The sequence below is a fragment of the Fictibacillus solisalsi genome (assembly GCF_900103485.1).
GTDB classification, from domain to species: Bacteria; Bacillota; Bacilli; order Bacillales; family Fictibacillaceae; genus Fictibacillus_C; species Fictibacillus_C solisalsi.
Genome location: NZ_FNHW01000001.1, coordinates 1973947 through 1997294, shown reverse-complemented (window position 1 = coordinate 1997294; position 23348 = coordinate 1973947). Strand labels below are relative to the sequence as shown.

Genomic DNA, 23348 nt, shown 5'->3' with positions numbered 1-23348 from the left:
ATCTATTAAAATAAAGACTTTTAGTCAGTAAGGGATTCCTATTGTGGAATTCCTCTTTTTGTATGTGAGGTGTCTATACCATTTTAAGTATTTGTACATAAAATAAACAGACAAACATACAGAAAGGGAGAACAGCATGAAGGATTCATCCTACCGGCCCTTTTGTGCGGAGGATTTCCTGCAAAACGTTCAAGCCGGGGATACTCACTTTTTTGTCTTCCGGGGCTCACCCGTTCCGGTGAGGTTGTCGTTTATATCGTATAATTCAGTGACGAACTGCATGACAGCTTCCCTGGAAGAGGGGAGAAACCTTACATTTGATTGCAAGTATGTTTCTGCCATCTTTTAAAACCTCCCAGATTCCTAGAAAGTTAGGACGCGGGAGGTTTTTGTGGTAACAAATATATCTACTCACACATTTTTTAGGATAACATCTGGAAATTACAGTATGAAAGTGACCACATAATTCATACTGCAGAGAGTCAGCAGCCGGTGAATCGTACTTTTGGTTAACCCCACCTGTTCGGATAAACGGGATTTGAATACCTTCCGGATACTCGGAAAGTTTGTTTAATAGTGTGAGAGCTCGTTCCAGTGATTGGACATTTGACTGTACTCTACCTCTTTTATGCTTTTGTCTTAATCATACGGCATGAAAATTATTTTGTAAAATGGCCTTTTGTACAAAGAAGCAGGAGGATATTGTATTAAGATTAGAGAAAAAGTGGTATGTTCTTTTTAGAGCAAGCAATTATTACAAGAGGAGGAATAAAAAATGGCAACCAGTTTAAAAGATACAACAACACTACATAATGGCGTCAAAATGCCGCGCTTTGGGTTGGGGGTTTTCAAAGTAAAAGAGGGAGAAGAAGTGATTGAATCTGTAAAAGCTGCGATAAAAAACGGATACATCAGTATTGATACGGCAGCGATTTACGGGAACGAAGAGGGAGTAGGGCAGGCGATCAGAGAATCCGGAGTTTCCCGTGAAGACTTATTTATCACAACAAAGCTATGGAATAGTGAGCAAGGATACGAATCTACACTAAAAGCATTCGAAACAAGCATGGAAAAGCTCGGTCTGGAATATCTGGACCTCTACCTCATTCACTGGCCTGGAAAAGACAAGTATAAAGAGACGTGGAGAGCGTTTGAGAAACTGTACAATGACGGGAAAATCCGAGCCATCGGAGTAAGTAACTTCCAGGTTCACCATTTAGAGGACTTGATGAGTTCCTGTGAAATTAAACCAATGGTCAACCAAGTGGAATACCATCCCCATCTTACCCAAAAAGAGCTACATGCGTTCTGCAAAAAAAATGAAATCCAATTGGAAGCCTGGTCACCGCTTAAACAAGGACAGCTGCTCGAAGATCCTACATTGAAAGAGATTGCGGATAAGCACAATAAAACGGTAGCACAGGTGATTTTGCGGTGGGATCTCCAAAATGAGGTGGTAACCATTCCAAAATCAACAAAAGAGCATCGTATTATTGAAAATGCCGATGTGTTCGATTTTGAATTAAGCAGTGAGGACATCGAGCGTATCGATGGGCTGAACCAGGATAGCCGGGCCGGTTCTCATCCGGACAGCATGACAGTTGGTTTTGAATAAAACGTGTAAAGGATGACCGTTCAACGGTCATCCTTTTTGGTGTTTATTTAGCTTAAAGTGTCTTTTCACACGTTCGAGTGTTTGCTCGATTGTGAATGTCCCATCAGTGGTAATCGTACTTAGATTCAGCCGATCCGCTTCTTTTTTCATCTCTTGTGAAAACAAAAAATCCTTTTTACATCCAATGAAAAAATGTATTCTCCGGGTCTTCACTCTGATCGAGGATGGATTCATGAGTCACCTGAAATTCCCGAGTGGGAAACAGCAGATAGTTTCTGGTAGTGTAAAGCAATGGCTTCACGTTTCTGATTAAAAGCACAGCACCTTTCCACAAGGAGGGGCTTTTCACTGGGTAAAGACATAAGATCTTCAAGAACAAGTGAAAACTGTTCATGATAAAAATCGATCGCTTCTTGTACCTGTGCTTCTTTCCATATGATCATCATAGGCGTCATCACTTTTATAATAATGAAAGCCGTAGTCTTCTGTAAGTATCCGTGCTACCTTTGATTTTCCTGCGCATGGTGAATGGCCAATCCAGTAGATATGTTTCAGAGCATGTTTTACATTTTCCATTGAGCCCTCCTCATTTACTCGCAGGAATGATTCATTGTGCAATCAGTATCCGAAAGATCAATCTGAATGGTTGTGTGCTCAATATGAAATTGTTCCTTCAGCAGCTGATTCGCCTTTTTAAGCAATGTTTGCTGATGTTCCTCTGCTTCCGCCACGAGGTGGCAGCTTAAGGCAGGAAAATCCGAAGAGATCGACCATACATGAAGATCATGGACTTGTTTTACCTCAGGGATGGAAAGCAAAGCCTGTTTAATCTCTAAAAAGTTCACATTTTGAGGAGTGCCTTCCATTAAAATATGAACAGACTCTTTGGTTACCCTCCACCCGCTGATAAGAACCAGAATAGCAACAATAATACTTGCGATGGGATCTGCCAGATTCCAATTGAAAAACATGATGAGAAGGGCAGCGGCGATTGCGCCAACAGATCCGAGCATATCCCCAAGTACGTGCAAAAAAGCACTTTTTACATTGAGATTTTCATCCTTGTCGCCTTTCATTAAGATGTAGGCAGCGACAATGTTTACAATCAAACCAATGATCGAAATAATGAGCATCCCTTTACTAATGACTGAAGGGGGATTTAAGATGCGCTGATAGGATTCCCACAAGATATAAAGGGCGATCGCTAACAGAGCAATGCCATTGATAAAGGCAGCTAAAATTTCAAAGCGGCGATAACCATATGTTTTGGATTGTGAGGAAGATTTTTGGCCATAAGTCAATGCCAGGTAACTTAATCCAAGAGCTGCCGCATCACTTAACATATGTCCTGCGTCAGATAATAAAGCCAAACTGTTGGTAATAATGCCACCGGCAATTTCCACGAGCATGTAGGCTGTAATAAGAAAAAACGCCCATTTCAATGCTCTTTTATTGTTTGTTCCATGATGATGCCCATAAGATTCACCGTGGCTGTGAGTATGCGCCATAAATGCTCACTCCTTTTTAACTATATATGAATATATGCTCATATATATTGTATAAGAATGTCCTTCGCCGTGCAATGATTTTTCCATTATTTTGTATACTTTTCCCTGCCTTTCTATTTCTACCCGAAATTATTCTAATGAAATACGGAATAGAAGCGTAAATCATTCATTATAGTTAAAGAAAAGAGAACACTATTGCAGCATTTACAGAAATATAACCATCGTTTAAAATATGAGTAATTATTCATATATGCTTTAGTGGTAAGGAGTTGATATTAAATGGATGAACACGAAAAAGCAATTATTGAAAGTGAACATTTGGATGAAGAAACTCTTTTTGTCGCATCTCAAACCTTCAAAGCGCTGTCCGATCCGACCCGAATCCGAATTCTTCACCTTTTATCACATAAAGAATCATCGGTAAATGAAATTGCTGAAAAGCTTTCACTGTTACAATCTACGGTTTCTCATCAACTGCGTTTTTTAAAAAATCTTCGCCTTGTTAAATTCAGAAGAGCAGGAACGACCCTGTTTTATTCGATTGATGATGATCATGTGATCACGTTGTTAAATCAAGCGATTCATCATGCATGCCACGATTGATTTTGTATTTATAAGTTGCGTTGACACTTTTTGTGGTGCGTACATATAATGATTTATATATGAGTTACTGCTCATGTATGCATAGATGAAAAGATTCGCGGCCAGAGAGGAGTAAACCTGGTGACTGATCAACAAAGAGAGTTTTTATTGGATGGTCTGGATTGTGCACATTGTGCCTCTAAGATCGAGGATGGCGTTCGGGAACTTGAAGGGGTATCATCCTGCAGCGTAAATTTTGTAACCAAAACATTAAGAATGGAAACCGAACAGGGGAAGGACATCCCCATAATTGAAAATACAATAGAATTGATTCAATCGATTGAGCCGCATATAAAAGTACTTGAAAAGCAAAAAACAAGGCGGAATTCTGCTGTGAGTTTCTATTTGGAAGGCCTGGACTGTGCCAACTGTGCAGCAAAAATAGAGTATGAAGCAGCCGGCCTGCCAGGTGTAAGTTTTGCAAGTATGGACTTCGTTTCCAAAACCATACGTATAAAAACGGATCCTGCCACAACGGAAAATGATCTGTCAGCTAAACTTGTGGAAATCGTAAAGCGCCTTGAACCTGGTGTAAAGGTGACACAGCAACCCCGCCACATTAATAGTGAGCCATTAGAAAATGATGGAACTAAAAACGCAGCGATGTTAACGCGGATTGGTTTGGGAGCCGTCTTAACGGCATTTGCTGCGTTTGCGCCTCTCAATCATTGGTTGGAGTTTTCCCTTTTTCTTGCCGCCTACTTAATTGTAGGTGGGGATATTCTGCTTATAGCTGCCCGAAATGTAGTTCGGGGGCAGGTATTTGACGAGAACTTTCTAATGACACTTGCGACAGTGGGTGCATTTGCAGTTGGACAGTTCCCCGAAGGAGTAGCAGTCATGCTCTTTTACCAAGTGGGGGAATGGTTCCAGAGCTTAGCGGTCAACCGGTCTCGTAAATCAATACGTGCCTTAATGGACATCCGGCCGGACCATGCCAATCGTAAAGTGGGGAGCGGGACAGAGCGTGTATCGCCTGAAGACGTGCGAATCAGTGACATTATTATTATCAAACCTGGAGAAAAGGTTCCTTTAGACGGCAAAATCATTGAGGGAGAATCCATGGTGGATACTTCGGCGTTAACCGGCGAATCCATTCCCAGGAAAGTGAAACCTGGCAGTGACCTGTTAAGCGGTACGATCAACAAAAACGGCGTGCTTACTGTAGAAGTAACCAAGGAATTTGATGACTCCACCGTATCCAAAATTTTGGATCTCGTTCAAAATGCAAGCAGCAAAAAAGCACCGACTGAAAACTTTATTACAAAATTTGCGAGGTACTATACTCCTGTTGTGGTCATTACAGCTGCTGTTTTGGCGTTTGTGCCTCCGCTTCTTATTCAGAGTGCATCATTTGCAGAATGGATTTACAGGGCCTTGGTCTTTTTGGTCATTTCCTGTCCTTGTGCGCTTGTTGTTTCCATTCCCCTCAGCTTTTTTGGCGGGGTGGGAGGAGCTTCAAAAGCGGGCATTCTTATTAAAGGAAGCAATTATCTTGAAGCGTTGAATGATGTGAAATATGTTCTGTTTGATAAAACAGGGACGCTGACAAAAGGTGTCTTTGATGTAACACGTATTCACACGGATAATGGATTTTCAGAGGATGAATTGCTTTATTATGCTGCCATGGCAGAAGCCCATTCCAATCATCCCATTTCCGTTTCGATACGTTCAGCCTTTGGTAAAGAGATTCAGGCCGATCAAGTAGCAGAATACAACGAAATTTCCGGGCATGGCATTGGGGCAACAGTAGATGGAAAAGAAGTGTTCGCCGGAAATGAAAAATTAATGAATCACGAAAAAATAGAATATGAGAAACATGGGTCAGAAGGTACCGTTGTCCATGTGGCGGTTAATCGGACATATGCCGGTTATCTGGTTATTTCGGACGAAGTAAAAGAAGATGCAGCATCGGCTATTGCCCAGCTGAAGGAGCTTGGAATAAAAAAGACGGTGATGCTGACTGGAGACTCCAAAGCCGTTGGTGACCGAGTGGGACATCAATTGGGGTTAGATGAAGTCCATGCCGAACTGCTTCCTCATGAAAAAGTGGAGCAAGTTGAAAAGTGGGATGGCCATAAATCCAAAAATGAAAAACTGATATTTGTGGGAGATGGCATTAATGATACTCCTGTATTAGCCAGAGCGGATATCGGAATCGCAATGGGTGGATTAGGTTCAGATGCGGCGATAGAAGCTGCTGACGTGGTCATAATGACAGATGAACCTTCCAAAATCCCAGAAGCCATAAAAATTGCAAAACGAACAAGAAAGATCGTTTGGCAAAATATTGTTTTTGCTTTAGGGGTAAAAGCGGTATTCCTCTCATTAGGAGCATTCGGAATTGCCACCATGTGGGAAGCGGTTTTCTCGGATGTCGGCGTAACCCTGATTGCTGTTTTAAATGCTATGAGAGTATTGAATGTTAAAACAAGGGCATAAAAGAAAAACAACCTGCCAAATTTTTGGCAGGTTGTTTATTATTACAGTTCCTTTTCATTAAGATGTGAATAGGATAGAGATATATTAAATTTCTTACAAATTTATTGATTCGACAGGCTTGATGTAGTATTGTTGATTCAACCTATTTCTTCAATAAGAAAGGACTGTTCTGATCTGTTTGCTTATTCGCATAAAGTGATGGCGCACCACATTCAATCACATGTCAGAGAAAGCGTTCAGTATGATTTAAATAAGTCTACGTTTACCTGGGCTAATATGAAACCCGATTTCATACCGGAACTTGCAAAAAGAAAGCATTATATAGAAGAAAGCTTTGGATTTGTTGTTGATAAAATTGTGGGTCTGCTGGACATTCCCGCATCCGATCTGCTGGATAAACAAAAGCGGAGATGGCTTGAAATCGAAATGGGTGTAATTTGCCATTTCGTTACGGATTTCTTCTGTGTTCCCCATAACCAGCGCTGGGAATTTAAGCATGCCATGATCCCCCATGTAAAGTATGAAAGAGCATTGGATAAAAAGGCCAGGGTGCTCAACAGTATTAACTGCTTAACATTGCCTGAGATCAAAGAGCATTCCAAGGAAAGCGTTACGTTTTTCCTTGAAGAGCTGCTTTATGAGTATGAACAAAAAAAGGATTATAAACGGGATATGGTCTATTCCATCAGTGTCTGCAGTGCAATCTGTACATTTATTCTAGAAAAGATTTATTTGAATGACTTTGGCAAAACTGCATAAGATAACCAAACTCCAAGCGGATTCAGCAGAATTCCTTTGGAGTTTTTTTGTTTAGGTATACAAATTAGGGAGGATGGAAATGAAGAATATGCAAATAGAAGAATTTCCTGTACCCTGTCCTGATTCGGGTCCATATGGAATGTCAAGCGGTAAAAAAGGAGAAATATGGTTTACACAGCATAAAGCAAACTTTATCAGCAGAATAAACAAAGAAGGAACCAACGGTTTAGTAGAAAATGAGTTTCACAAATCCCTCAAAATAGGGATACACAGTCGTGTTTTTTTTATGGCAAGATAGTGGAAAGACAATTAATACTTCTTCAGGGTGGAGATAGGATGACATACAAACAAATTAAATGGTTGATTTTAATGCTGCCCACGCTTTCGATTGGTGCCTGGGAGTATTTGCGGCACACCTTATTAATGCCTTACCTGTCAATGGAGATGGGCAACTTTTTATCTCCCCTCATTGTTTTTGGAGTAACTGTAATCTTTTTGGTCAAGCTGTTTAAGCGGCTTGAACAAATCCAATCTGAATTGAATGAAGAGCGGTCTCAGAAAACGGCGCTGCAGGAACGGGCAAAAATGGCACGTGAGCTGCACGACGGAATGGCGCAATCGTTGTTCCTTTTATCCATTAAGATTAATAAGCTGGGCAGGCAGGCGAACCTTGATCACAATCCTCACTTTATAAAAATGAAACAAACGCTGCACCATATTCATGAAGATACGAGGCAGGCAATCAACAACTTGAGGTCACCGCTTGTGGAAACCAATTTCAATTGGACAGAAGCATTGCTGAAGTACATCAGTGAAGTTGAAAAGGAACATCAACTGCAGGTAGAGCTGAACTGGAAGATTGACGAATCGCTGCTTTCCACCAAAGAAAAGGTCGAACTGTTCGCCTGCATAAAAGAAACATTGATCAATGCCATTAAGCATGCAAGTACCAAACAAGTGTGGATGACGGCAGAAGAACATCCTGAAGGATGGCTGCTGACCATTCGAAACCAAACGGAACGAACAACCTTGCCAGAAGCGTCACAGGGCTATGGACTGCAAATTTTAAAGGACAGAGCGGCTGCTATGAGCTGTTTATTGGATGTATCCATTGAACATGGTGAGATGTGTGTTTCTTTTTGTAAAGGAGTGTTAAAGAATGGGAGAGCCAATTCGTCTGCTGCTGGTGGATGACCATCAGCATGCAAGGGAAGGAATTCAGGAATTGCTTGAGGATTATGATGAATTTAAGATTATAGGTGAAGCGACTAATGGCCTTGAAGCCATTGAAATGACAGAAGCCTTACAACCGAACCTCATCCTGATGGATATTCGAATGCCGGTTATGGACGGGCTGGAAGCCACCAAAATGATTAAATTTAGGCATCCCATGGTTAAGGTGGTAATCATGACGGTATCGGATGAAATCACGGACCTTTTTGAAGCGATTAAAAGAGGCGCACAAGGCTACTTATTGAAAAACTTGGATGCCAATGAATGGTACAGTTATTTGCGGGCCTTTGCGGTTGACGAAGCCCCCATGTCCCAAAATATGGCGACCCGTATCCTGCATGAGTTTACAAATGGCCGGAAAGAGAAAAAACCAACACCCTTATCTGACCGTGAATTAGAAGTGTTGCAGCTGGTTGCTCAAGGGAAATCGAATCGTGAAATTGCCCAGGCTTTCTTCATTTCGGAGCATACTGTTAAAAGTCATCTGAAAAACATATTAAATAAACTTCACCTTGATAACCGTGTGCAGCTCACGAGCTATGCGTACAGCAAGGGATGGATTGAATAGAGCAAAAAAATCAGACACCGTGTCTGATTTTTTTACTGTACCATGAATTCTTTTTTCGGCATCGTGTGCATGCCACGTGCTGTCACATGGGAAATGACCATGTATTTTCCCGGTTTTAAATTATGCGTTTTCAGAGAATAGACACCGTTTTCAGCCTCTTTTATTTCTATTTTCTTGTGCCTTTTCTCGGCTGATCGCCACAATTCAAAAAGAACTTCATCCGCATCATTAACCGGCTCTCCATTTTGACTTACGGCTGCCTTAATAGTTGGTGTATCCTTCCCGGTAATCGTTAGTTCTACTTTTACCGGTTCTATTTCCTCTGCATTTTCGTCTTTTTGAACGTTTCTTGCCTGGTCTGCTGCCGCTTTCGTATCCTTCACGATTTGATCAAAGGGCACATTTTGAACCCCGTCGTACCTTTTTAATACATTCCCTTTTGAGTTGACAAGGTAAAAGGAAGTCCCGTGTATGAACTGATCTGATGTTGGCTCTGCCGAAACCGCAGCTTTGAATGAACTTTTGGCAAAGGTTTCAATTTCCTTTTGTGAGTATCCGGTTAAAAAGTGCCAATTGGTGAAATCACTATCGAATTTCTTTCCGAATGCCCGTAATTGTGTGGGACTGTCCCTTTTTGGATCAACACTGAACGAAACGATGTCTGCAGGTATCTTTTCCTTTGCCAGCATATCCTGCAGCTTGGCCATATGAGCAGTCATTGGAGGGCAAACCGTTTCACAATTGGTAAATATAAAGTTAGCCAGCCAAACCTTTCCTTCTAGTTGGTTCAAGGAAAATGGCTTTCCCTTTTCATCGGTATATGTAAATGAATCTACCTTCCAGTTTAATGAATCGTTGGCTTTCACTTCCTTACTCTTACCCATACTCATATTCATATCGTCATGCTTATCCTGGCTGCTGCATGAGGCAAGCACTAAGACCAGGACTGCAGACAACAGGCATGCAATCCTTCTTTTCATCAAAATTATTCCCCCTTTTTCCCACGCACATGAATCTATCATTTCACAACCGGCTGTCAGTGTGTATCCCTCTTTCGGATGAAATTAAGGCATTGAAAAAACGCGCTTCTCCCGAGGGAAAATACGCGTCTAATAGAGTACATGAACCTCATTCTCTCTGTTTTAAGGTCCGATATGAAGCTAAATACAAGCAACAGATCAGACAAAACAATGATTCCTGTCAAAAATGTTGATATTATCGATTGATTCAATTACTTCAGGGTATTTAGAATGTCTTCGGGATTGGTCAACTGAACGGTTTTCACACGTTCCACATTGTGTTTTTGAAACAGCTCTACATGAGTGGTATTTAAAATGGTGCCTTTTTTTAATAAAAGAACTCCATTGGAAGTATAAACGTCTTCCAAAAGAATAGAGCCAGTTTCAACCTGCAAGTCTGACATGTGCATCCTCCTTGGGTAAACAAGATTATAGTTCTATCGTAATGGATAATTATACCTGCATCAACTTTTATTTGTACTTTTCTGTACATTCTTATCTCATGCGAATCTTACTCATTCAGTGAGCATACAATATAGCCAACACCATTGGCTGTAAGTCTGACCGGAGTGATGGACAATGAACAGACGAGCTCAAGTAATAACAGAAATTGACCAGCGTACCGACCGTCTTCTTGAACTGCAGCAGGCTGACGGTTCATGGCGTTTTTCTTTTGAAAATGCTTTGCTGACCGATGCCTATATGATTATTATGTTACGAACACTGGAATGGGATGACGAGACGCTGATCCGGCAATTGACCAGGAGATTATTAGCCAAGCAAACAAAGTACGGAACATGGAAAGCCTATCCTGATGAAAGAATGGGCAATTTGTCTGCCACGGCAGAAGCGTATGCCGCACTGCTTTATTCAGGATTTATTTCAGCGGAGGCCATCCTGATGAAAAAAGCCGCGCGGTTTATCAAAGAAAACGGTGGATTGAAAAAGACCAGTTTGTTAACGAAGGTATTTTTTGCATTTAACGGACTCTATCCATGGCCACACCTTGAAGTGGATCCTTCGAGATTATTTCGAATCATGAAAAAAGTGAACATGAACTTTTACGATCTTGGAAGCTATGCAAGGGCTCACTTTGCTCCGGTTTTGTTGGGAATGGCAGAAAAATTTCAGGTGCAAAACAGCAGTAAACCTTGTCTGAATCATTTGTTTACAGAAGAAGACCGCAGGAAGACGAAGGGAAAAAAGAATTCTAAACGTCCGTTCTATTCCCTCCACAGCGCTTTTCTGGAAAATTACATACTGAAGAGGGTTGAGAAGGATGGAACTCTCCTAAGCTATGCCACTTCTACTTTTCTCATGATATACGGGCTTCTCGCGATCGGTTACAAGCCCACCGATCCAATCATTCATGGAGCGATTACCGGGCTGATTTGTCTGGTTCATCATACTGGGAAAACCTTTCATCTTCAGAACTCACCGCCGACGGTGTGGGATACTTCTCTCGTAAGCTATGCTCTGTTGTCCTCAGGGGCCTCTCCTTCATCTTCACAAATGAGAAAGAGTTTGACGTTTGTGCAGAAGCATCAGCAAACCCGTCTAGGAGACTGGAAATTTCATAACCCGGATGTCTTGCCTGGAGGCTGGGGATTCAGCAAAAGTAACACCATCCATCCGGACATCGATGATACCCAGGCTGCTCTGCGAACGATGTTTCATTATGCAAAAACCGATAAAACGATACAACACGCCTACAAAAGAGGTGTAGGTTGGCTTCTCTCCATGCAAAACAAGGATGGGGGATGGCCTGCATTTGAAAAAGACACGAATAAAAGATGGATGGCGAAACTGCCCATTGAAAATGCCGAGGATGCCTTAACCGATCCTTCCACAGCTGATTTAACAGGTCGAACACTTGAATTCCTTGGAAATTATGAAGGGATACGTCTTTCATCTCCCGCCATTCAATCGGCAGTTCAATGGCTGAAGCAGCATCAGGAAAGCAATGGTTCCTGGTATGGGCGCTGGGGCATTTGCTATATTTACGGGACATGGGCCGGTATAACAGGGCTGGTGGCGTCTGGGCTCCCGCCAAAAGACCCTGTCATTCAAAAGGCAGTGGAGTGGCTGACTTCGATTCAGAAAAGTGATGGAGGTTGGGGGGAGTCATGCAAAAGTGATATCGATAAATATTATTGTGCTCTTCCATACAGCACGATCAACCAGACAGCATGGGCAGTTGATGCACTGATCGCGGCATGTCCAACGCCAACCGATTCGATAAAACGAGGAATTGATTATCTATTACATCGCGAAAATTATCATGGCATACATGTTACCTATCCAACAGGGGCTGGGCTGCCAGGAACATTTTATATGTACTATCACAGCTACAATTACATTTGGCCGCTGCTGGCATTATGTCATTACAGGGATAAATACGAGAAATAAGGAAGTAGGCTGATATCCGTAAAGGGAGTCAGCTTTTTTAATGGTTACGGAAAAAGCCAGCGTTCGTTCATTCTTGAGCAACGTCGTTCCTTTCTATTTTTTTGTCCAAAAATCCAAGAAATAGATTGTATCTCTGAATTATTGGTGATAATATAAGATTTAAATTAATTAGTATAACACATTAGAGGAATATCATTTAAAAGTATGTCACATTTGTTGTGGAGAGGAGTGAGGGGCTAGTAGTTTGCTGCTTTTAAAACTCATAGGATAGGAGATTCAATTTGGATACAAAGAAGATCGTCTATGTGGTTTCAGACTCAGTAGGGGAAACAGCAGAGCTGATGGTTAAAGCGGTCGCTGCGCAATTTAATGGGGGAGATATTGAAATTCAAAATGTCTCGTTTATTGAAGATATCCAGGATTTGAAAAATGTAATCTCTGTCGCCAAATATCGAAATTCAGTGATTGCTTATACGATTGTGGTTCCTTTTTTGAAACAGTATCTTGACCAGCGGGCGCAGGAAGAAGGTATTATTGCCATTGACCTCATGAAACCGCTCATGCATGCCTTCACCGAAAAATTTCATAAAGAGCCGGTTTATCAGCCGGGATTGCTCCGGAAAATGGACGAGAACTATTTTCGAAGAGTGGAAGCCATTGAATTTGCAGTTAAATATGATGACGGACAAGATACACGTGGCCTTTCCCGTGCGGATATCGTCTTGATTGGTGTTTCCAGAACATCGAAAACGCCGCTATCGATGTATTTGGCCAATAAAAGATTCAAGGTGGCTAATGTTCCATTAGTGCCAGAGGTGGAGCCGCCGGAAGCCGTCTTTCAATTCAAAAAGAAATGTATAGGTTTAATCATTACGCCGGATAAGCTGAATGAGATACGGAAGGAACGTTTAAAGAACCTTGGATTAACAGTAAGAGCCCATTATGCCAACTTGGAGAGGATCATGGAGGAATTGGATTATGCCGAAAAAATCATGAAAAGAATTGGCTGCCCGGTGATTGATGTTTCCAATAAGGCGGTTGAAGAGACGGCGGATTTAATTTTGGCCATGTTAAAAAAGGAGAGGAGCTGGATATCATGACGCAATTCGTATATCTGTTTGATGAGGATGGGAAAAAAGGTAAAGAACTTTTAGGCGGAAAAGGGGCCAACCTGGCAGAAATGACGCGTATTGGACTCCCGGTTCCTTACGGGTTCACCATATCAACTGAAGCATGCAATGCTTATTATCAGGCAGGGAAGCGTCTACCGTCCGAGATGAAAACGCAAATCGAGACTGCCCTTCATCATCTTGAAAGAAGTACAGGAAAGAAATTAGGAGATACCAGGAATCCGCTTCTTGTTTCCGTACGTTCAGGCGCCGTTCACTCGATGCCGGGGATGATGGATACCGTACTGAATCTTGGTATGAATGATGAAACGGTGGAAGCAGTGGCGAAACTCACATACAATCCGCGATTCGCATATGATACTTATCGCCGGTTCATTCAAATGTTCAGTGATGTTGTGCTTCATGTGGACGGTTTTTACTTTGAGCAGCTGCTCGAAGAATTCCGCATAGCTAAAGGATATGCTACAGATCCTGAGATGACCGCGGAAGACTGGAAAGAAGTGATCCAAGGCTATAAGGAACTGGTTCGAAAACACGCAAAAAAAGACTTTCCTCAGGATCCTAAGATACAGCTTCAATTGTCCATATCTGCTGTTTTTGATTCATGGAATAACCAACGCGCTTTTGTGTACCGCCGGCTTCATAAGATCCCGGATGACTTGGGGACTGCTGTCAATATACAAAGCATGGTATTCGGGAACATGGGCAATGATTCTGGTACTGGTGTTGCTTTTACAAGAAACCCTTCAACCGGTGAAGCAAAGATTTATGGCGAATATCTGATCAATGCCCAAGGAGAAGATGTGGTGGCGGGAATCCGGACACCGCAGCCGATTGCCGCCATGGAAACAGCTATGCCTAAAGTGTATCAGCAGTTTGCGGAAACATGCCATTTACTTGAGTCTCATTATAAGGATATGCAGGACATTGAGTTTACCGTCGAGCGGGGAAAGCTCTTCATCCTGCAAACACGGACTGGGAAGCGAACTGCACAGGCGGCCATTCGAATTGCGGTGGAACTGGTCAGAGAAGGCATAATAGATAAAAAAGAAGCGATTTTGCGCATTGAACCAGAACAGCTGAACCAGCTACTTCACCGCCGTCTAGATGATTCCAAGGAAAGAAGTGTCATCGCAAAAGGTCTTCCTGCATCACCAGGTGCAGCTACGGGACAAGTGGTATTTGACGCAGATGAAGCCGAAAGAATGACGAAAGACGGTAAAAAGGTGATTCTTGTCCGTCCTGAAACGACACCGGACGATATTCATGGAATCGTGGCAGCAGAGGCAACCGTTACAAGCCGAGGCGGGATGACCAGTCATGCGGCAGTGGTCGCCAGGGGAATGGGAAAGGCCTGCATTTGCGGATGTGAAGCTTTATCTATCAATCTGAAATCGCAGCAGATTGCTGTATCAGGAACAATAATTGAAAAAGGCGACGTAATTACCATTGACGGGTCAACAGGTGAGATTATGCTGGGTGAAATCCCGATGATTGATCCGGAACTTTCAGAAGAATTTCAATTGCTTCTAACTTGGGCAGATGAGAAGAGAATATTGGGTGTACGAGCCAATGCAGATAATCCTGAAGATGCCCAAAAAGCATTGGATTTTGGCGCGGGAGGCATCGGCTTATGCCGCACAGAGCATATGTTTATGGATAGTTCAAGAATACCTGTTGTTCAAGTAATGATACTTGCTGAATCCTTTGATGAGCGGATGGAAGCTCTTGATCAGTTGCAGGTTATGCAACAGAAAGATTTTGAACGCATTTTTGAAGCAATGAAGGGATTGCCGGTGACCATTCGGCTGCTCGATCCTCCGCTTCATGAATTTTTGCCAGACAAGGAAGAACTTTTTGTGGAGGTTACAAAGCTTCAACTATCCGGTTCCTCTTCAGAAGAATTATTAGAAAAAGAGCGTTTGCTTCAAAATGTTCGCAAGTTGGATGAGTGCAATCCAATGCTTGGGCACCGGGGCTGCAGACTGGGCATGATTTTTCCCGAGATTTATGAAATGCAGGTTAAAGCGATTTTTTATGCGATATGCAATCTGAGGGATAAGGGGATGGATGCCGCCCCTGAAATCATGATCCCTTTGGTAGGCCATGTTAATGAATTAAAAGAGATGAGAAAATTGGTGATCGGTACAGCATTGGAAATTCAGCAAGAAACAGGGCAGGAATTTGATTACCAGATCGGAACAATGATTGAAGTGCCCCGTGCAGCGCTCACCGCAGATCAGATTGCTCAGGAGGCTGACTTTTTCTCCTTTGGCACCAATGATCTTACTCAAACGACCTTTGGCTACAGCCGGGATGATGCGGAAGGCAAGTTTCTTTCTGCTTACATTGAAAATAAGGTACTGCCTGAAAATCCGTTTGCCACTCTTGATCAGGAAGGAGTAGGGAAACTTGTGGAACTGGGAATCAAACTGGGACGGGAAACGAAGCCAGGGTTAAAAACAGGAATTTGCGGCGAACATGGAGGGGAGAAAGAGTCCATTCGCTTTTGTCATGAGACAGGGCTTGATTATGTCAGCTGTTCACCATACCGAGTGCCGCTGGCCCGTCTTGCAGCAGCTCATGCCGCAATAAAACAGGCGCAAAAACAGATTGAAAACAGGGAACTTCAACTGCACTAATAAGAGAAGCTGTCCGGTCCGGACAGCTTCTTTCTTTTCATGTATCAGGCAGCTGACTCTATAAATCTCACAATTTATAATAGACCTTAGCATCACTTTTACTATTGTGCTGTGCATGTTCATCATCAGATTGAAGTCCCGCCCCGATCCAGACACCAATAATGATAAAAAAGGCAATGAGTGGTGAAAGAATGGGTTTTTTTTTATCCATCTTGCAGCCTCCTTTTTTCCATTTTTGATAGGTTTCCCTGAGGAACAGCTCTCGTAAACACGTTGAAGGATATTTTAATATTTAATGAGTTGAAGGGTTTAAAGCCCCATCGTATGGGGAAGTCCAAAAAGGTATATTTATACAGTGGATGAGAATACTGAATATCGTTGATTTGCTGTATAAAATGCCAATGATCTATCTACCAAAGGAGCGATGATGATGTCCAAACCAGTAAATCCTTTAACTCAATATTTTAATGAAGATTATCCTAAACAGTATCAGGAACCGCCTGCTGTTCAGGGTCAAATGAGCCCGCTTCCCGACTGCGGGGAAAAAAGCTATAAGGGCTCTGGCAGGCTTTCGGGAAGGAAAGCGCTGGTTACCGGTGGTGATTCAGGAATTGGCCGTGCAGCAGCTATCGCCTATGCCCGGGAAGGGGCGGATGTTGCCATCAATTATTTGCCTGAGGAACAGGCGGACGCTGAGGAGGTAAAACAGCTTATTGAAGCAGAAGGACGAAAAGCTGTGCTATTGCCAGGCGACTTGAGTAATGAAGCATTCTGTGAACATTTGATCAAGGAGTCCTACTCGGCACTGGATGGATTGGATATCCTGGCGCTTGTAGCAGGAAAACAGCAGGCAGTTGAGAATATTGCAGACCTGTCCTCTGAACAGCTTAGAAACACGTTTGAAGTGAACGTGTTCTCCTTGTATTGGACGGTGAAGGCGGCTTTGCCATATCTGCCTGAAGGTGCCTCCATCATTACGACAACCTCTGTGCAGGGCTATAACCCAAGTCCAAACCTTTTGGATTATGCGGCTACCAAGTTTGCGATTAACGGGTTCAGCCGAGGATTGGCCAAGCAGTTGGCCCCAAAGGGAATTCGTGTCAATTCAGTAGCTCCCGGTCCGATCTGGACGCCGCTTCAGATTTCCGGAGGACAGCCTGGAGAAGCTATCCCGACGTTCGGGCAGGATACTCCATTAAAGCGTGCCGGACAACCGGTTGAACTGGCTGGTGTTTATGTGTTCCTGGCTTCCAATGAATCCAGTTATGTAACCGCACAAACATATGGAATTACAGGTGGTATTGAATTGGCCTAAAAATATAATCCATGGAGTGAGTAGGAGACTGTTATCTTTTTAACAGTCTTTTTCTTTTGTCTTTCCTAGGCAGTTGGATGGACAGTTCAAAAAATTGAAAATATTGACCTATTTAGATTTGCTGCTTAATCGCGTATAGTAAGAAACCGATAACACCATGTCCTCAACAGAAGTAACTTCTATGGAGTGGTTATGTTGAAAACCAAACTGGAACGTTTGCGCTTAACATTGCGACATAAAATCGGGGCCATTGGTCATCGCATCATGAGTTGGGTGCAGTCCCATCCCTGGATAAGGACACTTTATTCCATCCTCTCTTGGGTCTCACTCCTGCTCTTTCTTTTAAGTTTATTTTTCATTAAAGATTCTCGTACGATGTTCGTTCAGTTTCTTTGGTCATTTTATCTCTTATTGCAATTTTGGATTATATGCCGGAGCAAGACGTTCACATGGAGAAAATTCACGTCTTTTTTTATGGCGGGAGCCTGGCTTATTGCGCCGCTCAATGCGATGATTGTCCTTCTTATTACAGCAGTGTTAGGGGGCAGGGCGCTTGATGTTTGGAGCCAGTCTTTTATAACGCCGGTAACAGAAGAGGTGCTGAAACTACTTCCTCTCGCCATTTATTTATCTTTATCCCGCAGGGCTACTGCTCTAAGCTTGACTGATTATGCTTTGGCAGGTGCGGCCACAGGAGCGGGGTTTCAGTTTTTGGAGGAAACCGCGCGGCGTCTGGTTTCAGGAGGTTTATATGGAAAGAGCCTGCTGACCGGGCAAGTCCTTCATTGGGATTTCTTCAGTCTTTTTCCCGGTTATTTTGAAGGGTATATTTTGAATGAAAGGACCAGTGCCGGACATGCGGTACTTACCGCAATGGTCACCGTTGGCTTTGCTTTAGCCATAAGGTATAAACGTCGATTAAAGGGATTTACTTTGTTCATCCCTTTGTGTTTGCTGGGATTAAGTATCCTGGATCATATCGTGTGGAATGCCGGTTACCGGGCACCTGTTGTATTAAGAGGATTTCATGATTTGCTCGGAAGTGGTTATGCATCGAAACCTCTTTTTTTAGGCATGCTCATTGCAGCCATGGTCATCGACTATTGGGATCTCAACCGGGCAAAAGACAAACTTCTCCTGCTGCCAGAAGAAAGGATGATCAATCCAGTCAGTGAACTGAGAAACCTGCTTACATCATTTTATCGTGACAGAGAAAGGTTTGGCAGTTTCCTGTATTTCTACAGAGAACGGAGAGAACTGGGATTCACGATGGTTCGCGGAGATGAGGAGGCAAAAAGCAGGGTCCATGAGCTTTCAGCAACTGTGCATCAATATTACGGAGCGTTAATGTTGCTTTCAGCTATACTTATTTTTTCAGGATATGGATGGATTTTCGGTTCTTCAGGTCTTGAATCGTGCTTTGCCTGTCTATTTGATTCCTTGCAGAACTGGTGGGATTACCGATTATCTGGAGCTGAAAAATTCATGCTGCTTGCAGGTGCCTTTGCGCTGTTTTTCCCTGTTCTTGGCGTATGGTCTGCGCTGGGGGCGGTTTCAGCAGCAGCTGGACTCGCTCAAAGCGGGCATCAAATTGCGGATATGCTTCGTCATCCGCGTAAATTAATCTCTCCGGAATATGCAGCGGCCGCTGTTTTTACACTGGGGCTTAACCGGCTGCCTTTTGGAAAAATTGTTGGAAAGAAACTATTAAAAACAGCTTCCGGGTGGAAAAAATACGAGCTTGTGACAAAGGGTGGACTTGTGTATCGAACGACTCTTGGGAAAAATGGAGAGCTGCGCGCAGTATTTGCAAAAATTGAACCAAAAAGCCTTGGAAAAGGAACGGATACGAATGACGCATCAAGAAAATTAATGAAACTCTTCGGCGGTAAAAACACGGACGATGCAGGACACGCGATTGGAAATAAGCTTGGGGGGCTTGGCAATAAAAATTCAGCCAATCTGTTTCCTCAAAACCACAGCATAAACCGCGGGGCGTTCAGAGCTTTTGAGAAACAGATCCATGATGAAGTGAATGCTGGCAAAACCGTATTTGTGCGAGTCGTTCCGAAGTATGCACCAGGCGCCATACGGCCGCATGAGGTTGCCTATTCCGTAAGAATAAATGGCAATACGATAACAAGAATTTTTAAAAACCCGTAAGGAAGTGATGGAATGGAAAAAAGCTATCTTCTATTGGAAGAATCCGGACTGCAAGAGAAAGGGGATCTGACCTTCATTGGCGGGCTTCCCCGCATGCCAGCTTCAGAGCCTTTACCACCGTGTGAGTTGTGCGGTGAAAAACTAACCTTCTTTTTCCAAGTATCTTTCCCAGTGGGACATAGCTGGGAAGGAAAAACGATGGCAGTCTTTGCCTGTACGATGTGCGCACACGAGGAGTACCTGATCCCCGAAATGCTTCAGGATACATTAAAAGGTATAGATATACCGCAGGGGTTTTTGAAATCCTACCAAAAAAATTTCAGGATTTTTCTTTTTGAAACAGAGAATGGAGAACTGCGAAACGACTACGAGGAAAAAATAAAATTTGTGAGATGGCGCCAGTCATCAGCAGAGACTCCTGATGAAACTCATGCAAAAATAGGAGGGAGTCCAAACTGGCTGCTGGATGATGAAACGCCCGCCACTTATAGCACAAAAGTGTCCATGATTTTTTTGATGCAGCTGCCCCAGGATATGAAGTTTGAAACCGTGGAAAACGCTCCTTCCCAGAGGGTTTTGAATTTAGAAGGAAAACCATCGTCTTCGCGTCATTCATACTATGAATTATTTTTGGCCAACCAAATTTACTTTTTTGGTACAAAGGATATGGAGCCACTTGTCTATATTTTGACACAGATTTAAGGGAGGGATGAGTGCCAACTATAAAGAGTGTGGTTGTTATGAAAGGATTGATTGTAGTGCTGGAATTGGAGGCTTATGCATGTTGAGTCGGATGGCCTTATAGTATGGATTTAAAGTTTTCCTCACGTTTTGTGTAAGGTGGTGATTTTGAATGTTCAACAAAAGCTGCTTTCCGAGGTCAGTATTTTCCCGAAAAGCAATGCATCATAATACGTATTCTCTATAAAATAGTGATCTTTTAAGCGTCCTTCTAATTCATACTGATTCTTTTCCAGTATACGAGCAGATCCAATATTGGCATCCACTAAGATGGCATGGAGTTTGTGGAGCTGAAGGGAGGAAAATGCAAAATTACTCATCAATGCAACCAACTCTCTGCCATACCCCTTACCCCAATGATGTTTATTCAACACATAACCAACTTCGGCGTTGTTTGCCTTATTGTCAAAATTAAAAATCATGGCTGTCCCTATTACTGCATCAGTATGTTTTTCAACAACGGAGGAATATAAATGAGTACCTTCTGCCTCACGCTTTAACATTACTTCAATGTACCGACGAGTTTCCTCCAAGGTACTCATTAAGTTCCAGCCAATAAATTGTGAAACTTCTTGATCGGATGCATAATTATGTATTTCTTGAACATCCTTAACACTCAATGACTTGAAGTAGATGTTATTTCCCTCCAATGAATGAAATAATTCAGCATGCTTTTCCATCTTATCCTCCTCAGCATTATTAATTTAAAATCTAGTTGAAGATGCACCAAAATAAGAAAAATTTAAACCCTGCATTTAGTAAATCCCCGAATATAGACTACATTTCACCTCATGACTTTACAATTCTTAAATGAAAAGACGATATCGCAATATTGGAGAGAACTTTTACAATAAAAATCACAAGGAAGGTTTGTACTTAACAATCAAAGGTTTTTATTATTTAATCCTTTATTAAAAATTTATACTATAAAGAATTATGATTCAAGGTGGAAAAAGCCTGAGGAGTTTAAGCAAACATACTCAAACATAACACTTACATAAATGAAGTGATTATGTTTGACCATATGTTAATGGAGAAAATTATAGAATGGCTTTAATAATATTTACCAGTTCTGTTTTTAAGGATTACACCCATCATTCATGCTTAGTTCAAAAAATATGCCCAAGTGTTGATTCCTGGGCATATTAGGGTAAAAAATGCGCAAGTCACCTTTATTTCTTCAGGTCCTGTCTTAAGATGAAGATGATATTTTAACGCAAAATGGATATTGCTTTTACTAATAATTGTCGGAAAATGAATAGTATTTTTTGAAGGTGTAAACCCTTAATAAAAGAGGTATATCTAAGTGGAAAAGACAGTTACCAATTTAGTCAATGGCAGATTATTCAAGTAGTAGCAGGAGCTATGGCAGTGGCGTTTCAAAGCGAATGATGAATTTGCAGGTATATAATAATTTTTGTGAAAATGATAGTCAACCTTTTGTATTACTTAGGAAGCAAGCCTAATGTTTGATTTTGCTTCTTATTTTTGTATACCATATACGTTGGAGGTGACAAACTAATAATGAAGTTTAACAAGAAAAAAATTAATGTTGTCGATATAAAAAAAGCCAGGAAAAGCGTGTTTGCTACTGGGGTAGGAAACGCAATGGAATGGTATGACTTTGGTTTATATTCCTATCTGGCGGTTATTATTAGTCAAAACTTTTTTAGTGCTGTTAAGAATGACGAGCTAAAATTAGTGTTTACATTTGCCACTTTTGCGATTGCTTTTTTAATGCGCCCGTTAGGGGGTGTTATATTCGGAAAGATTGGTGATAAGTTAGGGAGAAAAGTTGTTCTAACAACCACCATTATTTTAATGGCTTTATCCACATTATTAATCGGTTTATTACCTACATATGGTCAAATTGGAATTTGGGCTCCGATCTTATTATTAATAGCAAGGATTATTCAAGGCTTTTCAACTGGCGGTGAATATGCGGGTGCAATGGTTTATATCGCTGAATCATCTCCAGACAATAAGCGTAATGTCCTTGGAAGTGGATTGGAAATTGGTACTCTCACTGGTTATATACTGGCTTCATTGATGGCTAGTTTGCTTTTTCTGCTTCTATCTGATGATCAGATGGCTTCTTGGGGTTGGAGAATCCCGTTTTTACTTGGTTTACCTTTAGGTCTAATTGGGTTTTATTTAAGAAGCAGTTTAGGGGAAACACCGATCTTTGAAAATGAACTTGCTGATTCTAATGATGATGAAGTTGAAGAAGAAAGCTTCTTCTCCATTTTAAAAAATCACAAAAAAGATGTTTTCGTATGTTTTGTAGCTGTGGCCTTCTTTAATATTACAAACTACATGCTATTATCGTACATGCCGTCTTATTTAAATGAAATAATCGGGTTGTCTAACACTGTAGGAACCGTATTAATTACAGTTATTATGATTCTTATGGTGCCGCTTGCTTTCATGTTTGGGAAGCTTAGTGATAAAATTGGAAACAAGGCTGTTTTCTTAATTGGTTTAGGAGGCTTAACCCTGCTGTCTGTTCTTTGTTTTTATTTAATCAACTTGAATACTTTAGTCTTTATATCGATAGGTATACTGATCTTAGGTTTTCTACTTGCATCTTATGAAGGAACCATGCCTGGAACCTTACCCACAATGTTCTATACAGATATTCGCTATCGAACATTAGCGGTTACTTTTAATGTCTCTGTTTCACTATTTGGTGGAACGACTCCGCTGGTTGCCACATGGCTAGTTCACAAAACAGGGAATAACTTGGCACCTGCATTCTATTTAACCATCGTAAGTATTATTGGATTTTTAGTTATTTTATTCTTTTTCACTAACACAGCAGGAAAATCTCTCAAGGGTTCTTACCCAACAGTTGCTTCTAAGTCTGAGTTCAATGAAGCTGTTGAAAATCCAAAAGATGCTTTATGGTGGCAAACTGAACAAACCGAAAAATAAACTGATTAAAAAATAAGTTTGAAAAACATAATAGGAAGCGATGAACCGTTTAGTAAATAAAGCAATTTTGACTGTTCTAACTCATTGCTTTCGCTCTCGTTCTGACTATTGCTTAGTCCCAAAAAACAAATAATTAAGAAACATTTGAGAAAAGACTGTTCGCTTCTGAACAGTCTTTTTATTTGTGTGCCCGGCATGGGCAATACTGTGTGAAGCATTATACTCAAT

General features: G+C 41.7%; 21 protein-coding genes. 15 read left to right on the top strand and 6 right to left on the bottom strand.

The annotated features are described in order from the left end of the window. Window positions 1–136: 136 nt before the first annotated feature. Together BLT53_RS24695 and BLT53_RS10305 are read left to right on the top strand one after the other, a co-directional pair. Complete coding sequence (locus BLT53_RS24695; protein WP_139168388.1) at window positions 137–349, top strand: hypothetical protein; 213 nt, start codon at window positions 137–139, stop codon at window positions 347–349. Window positions 350–775: 426 nt separating this feature from the next. Further along, window positions 776–1615: an aldo/keto reductase gene (locus tag BLT53_RS10305; protein WP_090234594.1), complete on the top strand. Its 840-nt coding sequence runs from the start codon at window positions 776–778 to the stop codon at window positions 1613–1615. Between the two features lie 230 nt (window positions 1616–1845). On the opposite strand, the gene BLT53_RS24690 is transcribed toward BLT53_RS10305, so the two are convergent. After that, entirely contained in the window at window positions 1846–2061 is a 216-nt protein-coding gene (locus tag BLT53_RS24690) for a hypothetical protein (RefSeq protein ID WP_139168387.1), read from the bottom strand. 144 nt (window positions 2062–2205) lie between these two features. Then, on the bottom strand, window positions 2206–3123 hold the full coding sequence (locus BLT53_RS10290) for a cation diffusion facilitator family transporter (RefSeq protein ID WP_090234589.1): 918 nt from the start codon (window positions 3121–3123) through the stop codon (window positions 2206–2208). Window positions 3124–3402: 279 nt separating this feature from the next. Between BLT53_RS10290 and BLT53_RS10285 the strand changes: the two genes are divergently transcribed. The 6 genes from BLT53_RS10285 to BLT53_RS10260 all read left to right on the top strand — a co-directional run bounded on the left by BLT53_RS10285 (window position 3403) and on the right by BLT53_RS10260 (window position 8767). Next, window positions 3403–3726, top strand: a complete 324-nt coding sequence (locus tag BLT53_RS10285; RefSeq protein ID WP_090234588.1) for an ArsR/SmtB family transcription factor — start codon at window positions 3403–3405, stop codon at window positions 3724–3726. Between the two features lie 120 nt (window positions 3727–3846). Continuing rightward, complete coding sequence (locus BLT53_RS10280; RefSeq protein WP_244520397.1) at window positions 3847–6207, top strand: heavy metal translocating P-type ATPase; 2361 nt, start codon at window positions 3847–3849, stop codon at window positions 6205–6207. A gap of 132 nt (window positions 6208–6339) precedes the next feature. After that, window positions 6340–6966 (top strand): zinc dependent phospholipase C family protein, encoded by a 627-nt coding sequence (locus BLT53_RS10275; protein WP_244520396.1) that lies wholly within the window; start codon window positions 6340–6342, stop codon window positions 6964–6966. A 79-nt stretch (window positions 6967–7045) separates the two neighbouring features. Next, the gene (locus BLT53_RS10270; protein WP_090234584.1) at window positions 7046–7264 is read left to right on the top strand and encodes a hypothetical protein; all 219 of its coding nucleotides are present in this window, start codon (window positions 7046–7048) and stop codon (window positions 7262–7264) included. A gap of 38 nt (window positions 7265–7302) precedes the next feature. Beyond that, entirely contained in the window at window positions 7303–8160 is an 858-nt protein-coding gene (locus BLT53_RS10265) for a sensor histidine kinase (protein ID WP_090234583.1), read from the top strand. Continuing rightward, the gene (locus BLT53_RS10260; protein WP_090234581.1) at window positions 8126–8767 is read left to right on the top strand and encodes a response regulator; all 642 of its coding nucleotides are present in this window, start codon (window positions 8126–8128) and stop codon (window positions 8765–8767) included. The genes BLT53_RS10265 and BLT53_RS10260 overlap by 35 nt, the downstream gene beginning before the upstream one ends. A gap of 32 nt (window positions 8768–8799) precedes the next feature. Here BLT53_RS10260 and BLT53_RS25020 read toward each other — a convergent pair whose 3' ends face one another. Together BLT53_RS25020 and BLT53_RS10250 are read right to left on the bottom strand one after the other, a co-directional pair. After that, the gene (locus BLT53_RS25020) at window positions 8800–9747 is read right to left on the bottom strand and encodes an SCO family protein (protein ID WP_170834302.1); all 948 of its coding nucleotides are present in this window, start codon (window positions 9745–9747) and stop codon (window positions 8800–8802) included. A 251-nt stretch (window positions 9748–9998) separates the two neighbouring features. Then, window positions 9999–10190: a hypothetical protein gene (locus BLT53_RS10250; RefSeq protein ID WP_090234580.1), complete on the bottom strand. Its 192-nt coding sequence runs from the start codon at window positions 10188–10190 to the stop codon at window positions 9999–10001. A 175-nt stretch (window positions 10191–10365) separates the two neighbouring features. On the opposite strand from BLT53_RS10250, the gene BLT53_RS10245 reads away from it, so the two are divergent. The 3 genes from BLT53_RS10245 to ppdK all read left to right on the top strand — a co-directional run bounded on the left by BLT53_RS10245 (window position 10366) and on the right by ppdK (window position 15967). Continuing rightward, window positions 10366–12195, top strand: a complete 1830-nt coding sequence (locus tag BLT53_RS10245) for a terpene cyclase/mutase family protein (protein ID WP_090234578.1) — start codon at window positions 10366–10368, stop codon at window positions 12193–12195. 281 nt (window positions 12196–12476) lie between these two features. Next, window positions 12477–13295 carry a pyruvate, water dikinase regulatory protein gene (locus tag BLT53_RS10240; protein ID WP_090234577.1) on the top strand — a complete coding sequence of 273 codons (819 nt, stop codon included), beginning with the start codon at window positions 12477–12479 and terminating at the stop codon, window positions 13293–13295. Further along, on the top strand, window positions 13292–15967 hold the full coding sequence (gene ppdK / locus BLT53_RS10235) for a pyruvate, phosphate dikinase (protein WP_090234575.1): 2676 nt from the start codon (window positions 13292–13294) through the stop codon (window positions 15965–15967). Before BLT53_RS10240 ends, ppdK begins: the two co-directional genes overlap by 4 nt. A 67-nt stretch (window positions 15968–16034) precedes the next feature. Here the strand turns inward: ppdK and BLT53_RS25015 are convergent, their stop codons facing one another. Further along, entirely contained in the window at window positions 16035–16178 is a 144-nt protein-coding gene (locus BLT53_RS25015) for a hypothetical protein (RefSeq protein ID WP_170834301.1), read from the bottom strand. 219 nt (window positions 16179–16397) lie between these two features. Between BLT53_RS25015 and BLT53_RS10230 the strand changes: the two genes are divergently transcribed. From BLT53_RS10230 to BLT53_RS10220, 3 genes are all read left to right on the top strand, one after another. Beyond that, a complete protein-coding gene (locus tag BLT53_RS10230) occupies window positions 16398–17282 on the top strand; it encodes an SDR family oxidoreductase (RefSeq protein ID WP_090234574.1) in 885 nt (294 codons plus the stop codon). 195 nt (window positions 17283–17477) lie between these two features. Beyond that, window positions 17478–19445, top strand: a complete 1968-nt coding sequence (locus BLT53_RS10225; RefSeq protein ID WP_170834300.1) for a DNA/RNA non-specific endonuclease — start codon at window positions 17478–17480, stop codon at window positions 19443–19445. Between the two features lie 12 nt (window positions 19446–19457). Then, window positions 19458–20147 (top strand): hypothetical protein, encoded by a 690-nt coding sequence (locus tag BLT53_RS10220; RefSeq protein ID WP_090234571.1) that lies wholly within the window; start codon window positions 19458–19460, stop codon window positions 20145–20147. Window positions 20148–20302: 155 nt separating this feature from the next. Here BLT53_RS10220 and BLT53_RS10215 read toward each other — a convergent pair whose 3' ends face one another. Then, complete coding sequence (locus tag BLT53_RS10215) at window positions 20303–20866, bottom strand: GNAT family N-acetyltransferase (RefSeq protein ID WP_090234570.1); 564 nt, start codon at window positions 20864–20866, stop codon at window positions 20303–20305. Window positions 20867–21710: 844 nt separating this feature from the next. Here BLT53_RS10215 and BLT53_RS10210 point away from each other — a divergent pair. After that, entirely contained in the window at window positions 21711–23120 is a 1410-nt protein-coding gene (locus BLT53_RS10210; RefSeq protein ID WP_090234568.1) for an MFS transporter, read from the top strand. Window positions 23121–23348 lie beyond the last annotated feature (228 nt).